The sequence below is a fragment of the Bartonella queenslandensis AUST/NH15 genome (assembly GCF_000312585.1).
Classification (GTDB): domain Bacteria; phylum Pseudomonadota; class Alphaproteobacteria; order Rhizobiales; family Rhizobiaceae; genus Bartonella; species Bartonella queenslandensis_A.
Genome location: NZ_HE998013.1, coordinates 20040 through 28897 on the forward strand (window position 1 = coordinate 20040; position 8858 = coordinate 28897).

7 protein-coding genes and 1 pseudogene are annotated in these 8858 nt (G+C 38.3%); 1 reads left to right on the forward strand and 7 read right to left on the reverse strand.

The features are described from left to right. Positions 1–339 precede the first annotated feature (339 nt). From BN338_RS08190 to gshB, 7 genes and pseudogenes are all read right to left on the reverse strand, one after another. Complete coding sequence (locus tag BN338_RS08190) at positions 340–1176, reverse strand: cell wall hydrolase (protein ID WP_039760897.1); 837 nt, start codon at positions 1174–1176, stop codon at positions 340–342. A 599-nt stretch (positions 1177–1775) separates the two neighbouring features. Next, positions 1776–2493, reverse strand: a pseudogene (gene phoU / locus BN338_RS08195) (phosphate signaling complex protein PhoU). A 21-nt stretch (positions 2494–2514) separates the two neighbouring features. Continuing rightward, positions 2515–3273 carry a phosphate ABC transporter ATP-binding protein PstB gene (gene pstB, locus BN338_RS08200; RefSeq protein WP_039760899.1) on the reverse strand — a complete coding sequence of 253 codons (759 nt, stop codon included), beginning with the start codon at positions 3271–3273 and terminating at the stop codon, positions 2515–2517. A 51-nt stretch (positions 3274–3324) separates the two neighbouring features. Next, the gene (pstA, locus tag BN338_RS08205; protein WP_039760901.1) at positions 3325–4614 is read right to left on the reverse strand and encodes a phosphate ABC transporter permease PstA; all 1290 of its coding nucleotides are present in this window, start codon (positions 4612–4614) and stop codon (positions 3325–3327) included. Next, positions 4611–6071, reverse strand: a complete 1461-nt coding sequence (gene pstC, locus BN338_RS08210; protein WP_039760904.1) for a phosphate ABC transporter permease subunit PstC — start codon at positions 6069–6071, stop codon at positions 4611–4613. Before pstC ends, pstA begins: the two co-directional genes overlap by 4 nt. 76 nt (positions 6072–6147) lie before the next feature. Beyond that, positions 6148–7194 carry a PstS family phosphate ABC transporter substrate-binding protein gene (locus tag BN338_RS08215; RefSeq protein WP_039760906.1) on the reverse strand — a complete coding sequence of 349 codons (1047 nt, stop codon included), beginning with the start codon at positions 7192–7194 and terminating at the stop codon, positions 6148–6150. 138 nt (positions 7195–7332) lie between these two features. Next, positions 7333–8271: a glutathione synthase gene (gene gshB, locus BN338_RS08220; RefSeq protein ID WP_039760909.1), complete on the reverse strand. Its 939-nt coding sequence runs from the start codon at positions 8269–8271 to the stop codon at positions 7333–7335. Between the two features lie 87 nt (positions 8272–8358). Here gshB and BN338_RS08225 point away from each other — a divergent pair. Next, a partial coding sequence (locus BN338_RS08225) for a ThiF family adenylyltransferase (RefSeq protein WP_039761197.1) occupies positions 8359–8858 on the forward strand: 500 nt, incomplete at its 3' end.

Sequence of the window (8858 nt, forward strand, 5' to 3'; positions counted from 1 at the left end):
ATAAGCATGATAAGCAATACGCCGAACAAGAGGAGGGCTGAAACTGGAGCAGTCAAAACAAGATCCTGCCCCTCTTGCAAATTTAACCCTACTTTTACTGTAATTTCTGCAAGACGATTAAGCATTTCAGGTGAAATTTGCTCATGAATATCAAAGTACATTACCCATACCCTTCTTTAAATAAAATGCGTTCCTTATGCCGTCATATTCTAAATTGTTTTTGAAGATCCTTTAATTTGGCTTTCTCTACACATATTTGTAGATGTCATTATTGCTAAAGGGCTTGTTTAATTCATAAACCGCAATGGAGCGTAAAACCTTCTTTGATCGTGTAAAAACTTACCAATTTCTGTGTCGTTTTTCTAACATTGCAACAATTGCATTTAACTGATCTGATGAAGGCAATGCCATAACCGTTTTATTTTCCTCTTTCCTCACTAGATGTTGAGGCGCATAGGTGGGAATAGGAATTTTATCAAGCTGTACCACAGCAAAAGACGTAGGTTGCACTGTCTTGGATTGTGCGACTTCTATCGAAGGAGATACGCTTTTCTCTGCCTTTACTCCCTTATTTTCTAAGTTATCATCGATAAAGCTTGGCGCATAACCAGAGCGTTCTTGGGCAAAAGCATAAGCAACATCATAAGGGCGATTATTCGTAGGAACTTGAAGTGATCCATCACGTGACCGTTTTTCATAAAAAGCATTTCCCCCTGCAACTTGAACATAATGCATATTTTTATAAGGAAAAGACAAACCAGCCGTATGAAAAAACTTAGCGTATTTAACTTTCTTATCTCTCTCACCCTGCAAAACGGCATCAGCGGCCTCTCTCACACGAGCAACAGATGCTTTCTCCATCATAGGACGCGTTAAAACACCAGGAGCAAATTGCTTATATTGACCAACAACACCACAAATCGTCTTGGGATAAGCGCTTGAATTAACACGATTCATAACAACTGTCCCAACGGCAATCATTCCTTCACGGCTTGATCGATTTGATTCAAAATACATCGCACGCATAAGACATTGACGCTCTGTCAATGGATACGTAATTGTTTTTGTATTCTTATTATTTACTTTTCCAGTATCTAAATGATTTGCAGCACACCCCACAACAAACAACGGCGCTACGCAAAAGGTAACAAAAACACTCCAAGGATTTTTTTTCATCTTATGCAACACATTCCTATAATTTTTGAGCTATTCAAATTTTGAAATGAGCTTTAAATGTATCTCTCAATAAAGTACACAGCTAATTGTTACCACTCAGTAAAATTTTAATACAAATGGTAATTAAAAACTATCTATGCGAAATAAAAAATAAAAAAACATTAATTTATAGATCAATATTGTTACTCCTCATGGCACAATATAGGCCTATAACAACTCACGCATTTCAATCGCAATAAAATAACACTATCCACTCATTCTACATACGAAAAAGATCTGGCAAAAAAGATTTGGATACCAAAACTCTTTGCATCAATATTGAAAAAATAACTACAGATATCCCCTTTAATATAAAATTTTAGCAAAATGATCAGAAAGAAAATTCCTCTAGAAAACACCCCTCCGGCCATACTACGAATGATGATATCATCCAACACACAAATATGTCAAATTAAGTGTTGACAATCTTCCCTGCTCCTCCCATTTGTTGCTTCCTTGTACTTTTCCATAATACGGTTATCATATTCTTCTTATAGCTGTACTTTAAGAAACAGCTCAACGTATCTACAAATCTATTTAAACATCTAAGAAAATTTAATCTATTTTTTCTCACCTATCCCAACTTTATAAGTAAGGTCATCGCGAGGACGATCAGATGACATATGATAACCCGTTATGATATAATGCAACATTTCAGCAATATTGGTAACATGATCACCAATTCGTTCAATATTTTTTTAAACAAAATAGTAAGTGTGTACAAACTGTAATATTGCGCATATCTTCCATCATATACGTCAGAAGTTCACGAAAAAGAGAAGTATATAAAGCATCAATCTTCTCATCACGCTCACGCACAGCATCAACACGCTCTAATAGGCGACTCGTATAAGCATTTAAAACTTCTTTTAATTGATTAAGCGCTAAAGCTGTAATTGTTTCAAGCCCATGATAAAAGGAAGCGGATTGACGTATTTCTGAAAGAGCAACAGTCCTCTTAGCAATGTTTTTGGCCATATCTCCAATCCGCTCAAGATCAGAAGAAATACGAATGGCTCCAATAATTTCACGCAAATCTACAGCCATCGGTTGGCGCTTGCAAATAATAGCAACCGCTTTTTCATCAATATCACGTTCAGCCTCATCTAAAAACACATCATCGGTAATCACTTCCGTTGCAAGTTGAAGATCACTACATACAACCGATGCGACAGAACGTTCAATCATTCGTTCTGCATGGCTTCCCATTTCTGTAATTCTTGCTTTTAGATATTTTAGTTCTGCATCATAAGAACGAACAGTATGGTTCATAGACATATCTTACACTCCTCAATTCACCTATCCAAAACGCCCCGTGATATAATCTTGTGTCCGTTGTTCTTTTGGTGAAGTGAAGATCATTTCAGTTGCACCAACTTCAACCAAATGCCCTAAATGAAACATGGCCGTATATTGAGAAACACGTGCCGCCTGTTGCATGGAATGTGTTACGATAACAATTGTATAATTTTGCCGTAACGCATCGATAAGCTCTTCAATCCGAGCCGTCGCAATGGGATCAAGAGCTGAACAAGGCTCATCCATCAAAATAACTTCAGGACTAACCGCAATGGCACGCGCAATACACAAACGCTGTTGTTGTCCTCCTGATAAACTTGTCCCAAGATCATGAAGACGGTCTTTTACTTCTTCAAATAAACCAGCCTGCCTCAAACTCTTTTCAACCACATCATGTAATTCGGCGCGCGTCTTCACTAAACCGTGAATGCGTGGCCCATAGGCAACATTCTCGAATATAGATTTTGGAAAAGGACTAGGCTTTTGAAAAACCATCCCAACACGAGCGCGCAATTCTACAACATCAATTCGTGTGTCATAAATATTTTCCCCATCTAAAGTAATAAGCCCCGTTATTTTAGCCCCTTCAATCGTATCATTCATACGGTTAAAACAACGTAAAAAAGTCGACTTCCCACATCCTGATGGACCAATCAAAGCAGTAACTTGATGTTCAGGAATATCAAGGGTAATACCATGAAGTGCTTCTTTATCTCCATAAGAAACTTTCACGTCCTGACCACGCATTTTAATCTTCATAACAAAAACTCACCTTACAAAAATCCTATCAAAATTGTTATTTTATTAAAATTACTGGCGGCGTTCAAATCGTCGACGTAAAAAAACTGCAGAAATATTCATGATCGCAAGAAAAACCATTAATACAATGATAGCCCCCGACGTCTTTTCAACAAAAGCGCGTTCTGCTTCACCAGCCCACATAAAAATTTGAACAGGCAAAGCTGTTGCCGGATCCATGGGAGTCGTAGGAATATTAACAACAAAAGCAACCATGCCTATCAAAAGCAAAGGAGCTGTTTCACCTAGAGCCTGAGCCACACCAATAATTGTGCCTGTTAAAATACCAGGCGCTGCTAAAGGGACAACATGGTGAAAAACCATTTGTGTTTTTGATGCCCCCAATCCTAAAGCTGCCGAGCGAATAGAAAGAGGAACAGCCCGTAAAGCAGAACGAGTTGCAATAATGATCGTGGGAAGAGTCATGAGTGCTAAAACAAGACCACCAACAAAAGAGGCTGAACGTGGTAGCTCTAAAAAATTAATAAAAACCGCGAGTCCTAAAAGACCAAATACAATCGAAGGAACAGCTGCAAGGTTATTGATATTAACTTCAATAAAATCTGTAAATTTATTTTTACGTGCATATTCTTCCAAATAAAGAGCCGTTGCTATGCCTATCGGAAGCGAAACCAATAAAACGATACCTATCATGTAAAGGGAACCTATTATCGCAACACCTAATCCCGCAGTCTCAGGACGACTTGAAGCACCAAATGTAAAAAAAACAATATTAAATGTTTTATAAAGTGTTCCATCACGGGCTAAACGCTTTATCCATTCTATTTGCCGATTAGAAACTTTACGATTTTTTTCTGCTACATGCAAATTAATCTGCCCCTTATAAGCAGAATCGATATCCGCAGCAGTTAGAACTTTGATTTTCTGCATTGTACCAATCAGTTTTGGATTCTTTGTCACCATTTCACGGAGTTGCACACGTACACCATTTGAAAACATACGGTTAATATCCCGCAGAGAGGCTCGATCATTTTGATTGACATCAAGTTTTTTTGCTAAAGCATTGCGTACAAGAAGCGGATAATTTGCCGTTATGAGGATTTCTGGTTTCTTTTGACGTTGGCCACTTGGATCAATAATCTTTTCATCCAAATAAACCGATAACGTCATTTCACTTTGAAAAAAAGCTGTATAGCCTTGACTAATGATAGACCATAAAAGCGCAAATAAAAACAACAAACCAATAAAAATAGCAATCAAACCATAGGCACGAAAACGACGTTCTGCCCAATAGCGACGCTTAAGGCTAAGATTGCGACGAGGAAAAAAATCTTCATTCATTCATATTGTTCCCGATATTTACGCACAATGTAAAGAGCAAGAATATTCATCAAGAGTGTTATCACAAAGAGTGTCATCCCCAAGGCAAAAGCCACCAGAGTTTGCGGAGAATTAAACTCAAAGTCACCGGTCAATTGATTAACAATCTTAACAGTCATCGTGGTCATTGATTCAAAAGGATTGAGTGTTAAGTTTGCCGCAACACCTGCCGCCAAAACGACAATCATTGTTTCCCCAATTGCACGCGATGCTGTCAACAAAATGGCCCCCATAATCCCTGGAAGTGCTGCTGGTATAACGACTTTTTTAATTGTTTCAGATTGCGTTGCTCCTAAACCATAAGAACCTTCACGTAAAATGCGTGGAACAGCCATAATAACATCATCCGATAAAGAGGAAACAAAAGGAATCAACATAATCCCCATAACAACGCCAGCCGTTAAAACACTTTGAGCCATAATAAACCCACCCCCATCTGAGAGAGACGCTGAGAGATCACGTAAAAATGGTCCTACAACCTTCAAAGCGAAAAAACCGTAAACAATGGTTGGGATGCCAGCAAGAACTTCCAACAATGGCTTCACAATTGCACGCAATCGCGCAGAAGCGTATTCGGCCATATAAAGAGCTGAAAATAATCCTATAGGTACAGAAAAAAGCATAGCGACGAATGCAATATAAAGCGTACCAGCAAGGAGAGGTATTAAACCAAATTGTCCAACTTCATCGCTTGAACCGCTCGCGGAAAAACGCGGATCCCAAACCGTTCCTAAAAAGAAATTTGAAAAGGATACAGACTGAAAAAAACTTATTGTCTGAAAGAATAGAGAAAGTGCAATGGCTATTGTCGTGACAACAGCAACAATAGATGCACAAGCCAAGCCAATAATAATTAAAGATTCAACCTTATTGCGCGCACGTTGATGAGGTGCAATTTGTATTATTCCACAGATAAAACCAAAGAAGGCAATAACAAAAAAGAAACCATAACCAATAAATTGAAGCTTTTCAGAAGAAAATACCCATGACCGTGCTATTTTGAACACATCATCAGATACTTCATGAGATAAAATCAATCCTTTCGCAAGTAATTGTGCCTGCACTTCCTTATAGGAAGCGGTAGAAAGATCCCCTTCAAAGCGGTGAATCATTTTGACGATACTTCGAAGCGACTCCAAAAGTAGATCATGATTGACAGACTCTGTTATATGCGCACTATACGCCCAAAGCTCTTGAGAGGCATTATAATCTAAATAAATTGTACTCCCAGCATCCCACAAAATTAAAAAAATAAAAGCTGGAATAACAGTAATCAAAAATGTCCACCAGCCATAATAATACGCACGAGAATGCATTTTATGTTGTCTGTATTCAAGAGTGCGTGCCCGCACATAAGAAATACAAAAGCCACAAAATCCAAGAAGCAATAACAAAAAAACGATGAAGGAAATGCGCATTTTATCTTTCAGTTTTTATAAAAAAATAGCACCGAAAACGCCTACTCCGGCAATCCAATAAATTATTCCCAGAAAATTATTTCAACATCATCACCCGACCAGCAGAAAAATCAGAACGTTGTGCTTGTCGCTCTTTTTCAGGAGCGACAATCAAACCATATTCAGCCAAAGGACCCTCTGGACCAATCATTTGATCAGAAAGGAAAAAATCAACATATTCTCGCAAGCTTGGAACAATATCTAAATGTGCTTTTTTAATATAGAAAAAAAGTGGACGAGAAACCGGATATTGTCCACTAGAAATTGTTTCAACTGTTGGCGCAAAACCATTAATATCGGCAACCTTTAGCCTATCGGCATTATTTTGATAAAAAGACAAACCAAAAATGCCAACCCCTGTTTTATTCGAAGTTAGACGCGCAAATGTTTCAGAATAATCACCACCAATATCAACCGCTTTTCCATCCTTACGGACTGCAATACAAGCACCGTGTATCTCCTTATCATCCATTCCTAAAGATTTCATCGCCTCAACTGCTCCACTCTCTTTACAGCCTACAGCAAGTAATTTTTCTTCAAAAACTTCACGTGTTCCATGCTTTTCTCCAGGAATATAGGCGGCTATCGTCCAATCAGGAAGAGCACTATTGACAGCACTCCATTTCGAAACATTATTGGGCTGCAACTTGCCGTCTATGATAATTCGAGCCGCAAGGGCTTTATAAACATCTACCGGCTGTAATTTCCAATCAGGTCCCTTAATATCTGTTGCAAAAACAATGCCATCATACCCAATGCGTATCTCCTCAACATCTTTCACACCAGCATCAAAACAAGACTGTAATTCACTCGATTTCATTGCTCGTGAAGCATTAACAATATCAACAGTGTTCTCCCCAACACCACGGCAAAATTCCTTAATCCCCGCTCCTGTTCCACCTGATTCGATAACAGGAACCTTAAAATGGGGATAAATTTCTCCAAATGTCTCAGCGACAATCTTTTGATAAGGTAAAACTGTAGATGAGCCAGTAACCTGTATTTGATCACGCGCATTGCCTACATTTGCTGACAGCAGCAACGCAAAAAACAATCCTATGCCAATTGATAATACTCTGCCCATCTATAAACTCCCTAAAAATTGAAGATAAAGCCTTTTAATTTATATTATACGATCATTCTAGTTCACATTTGCAACATAACAAATATAAAAACAACACGGATCATTTTTTTACAAAACCATGGTTGAGCTCTGTGTCAATTAATTTGAACGTTTGAATTCAATAACATCCCAAAATAAATGAGCAACATCTGTACCAGAAAAGCGTTTAATTTCACGAATTCCCGTAGGAGATGTTACATTGATTTCTGTTATATGGTTTCCAATGACATCAATCCCCACAAAAAGAAGACCACGCTCCTTTAAAGCTGGACCAATACGTTCACAAATTTCATAATCACGTTTTGTCAACTCAATGTTTTCCGCGCGGCCTCCAACATGCATGTTAGAACGCACATCTGTTGTTGTTGAAATTCGGTTAATGGCTCCAACAGGTGTACCATCAAGCAAAATAATCCGTTTATCTCCTTTTCGTACCGCCTCTAAATAGCGCTGAACAATAAAAGGTTCGCGATAAATTTCTGCAAACATTTCCAGAAGTGATGCTAAATTGCGATCATCTTGTTTTAAGTAAAAAACACCAGCGCCCCCATTCCCATAAAGTGGTTTCACAATAATATCGCCAAATGTCTCTCTAAAAGCTGTTATTTCTTCAATATCTTTGGTAATTAATGTTTCTGGCATCAAATCAGAAAATTCGGTAACAAAAATTTTTTCTGGACTGTTGCGTACCCATGCCGGATCATTCACAACAAGTGTTTTAGGATGAATACGTTCTAACAAATGAGTCGTGGTGATATAATTGAGATCAAAAGGGGGATCTTGGCGTAAAAGAACCACATCCATATCTGTTAATTCCGTGCGAACAGGCTCTCCTAATTGATAGTGGTTCCCCTCTTCATCATGTACTGTCAATGGCTCTAGCCATGCAATCACACAACCACCACACAGAGATAAACGATCTGGTGTATAATGAAAGAGGGGGTGTCCACGTTCTTGCGCTGCTAAAGCAAGTGCAAATGTCGTATCTCCTTGAATCCGAATTGTTGAAATATGATCCATCTGAATGGCAATTTTCATAAATAAATCCTCTCTATCCTAAATACAGACTGGTTTATGCACCATAAATTTAGTAAAGAATAAAATAACTATGACAAGAAAAAATTCATGACACAAAAAACAGATATAAAATTCAATAATGAAGAAATCGAACGCTATGCACGCCACATCATTTTGCCTGAGATTGGTGGTGTGGGACAACAAAAGCTCAAAAAGGCGCGTGTTCTTGTTGTGGGTGCTGGTGGACTTGGAGCGCCTGTCTTAACTTATTTGGCTGCCGCAGGTGTTGGAACCCTTGGAATTGTCGATAACGACACTGTTTCACTTTCCAATTTACAACGTCAAGTTATTCATAAGACAAGTGCAATCAACCAAAGCAAAACAGACAGTGCTGAAACCACTATAAAAGCAATAAATCCCCATGTTATGGTTGAAAAACACACCCTACGCTTAAATAAAAGTAATGTGGATAAACTGCTCAATGCCTACCATATCATTGTTGATGGAAGTGATAACTTTACCACACGTTATCTTCTTGCTGATCACGCTGCCCAATGCAAAAAACCTTTAATAAGTGGCGCTGTAGAGCGTTTTAATGGCTCATTAAC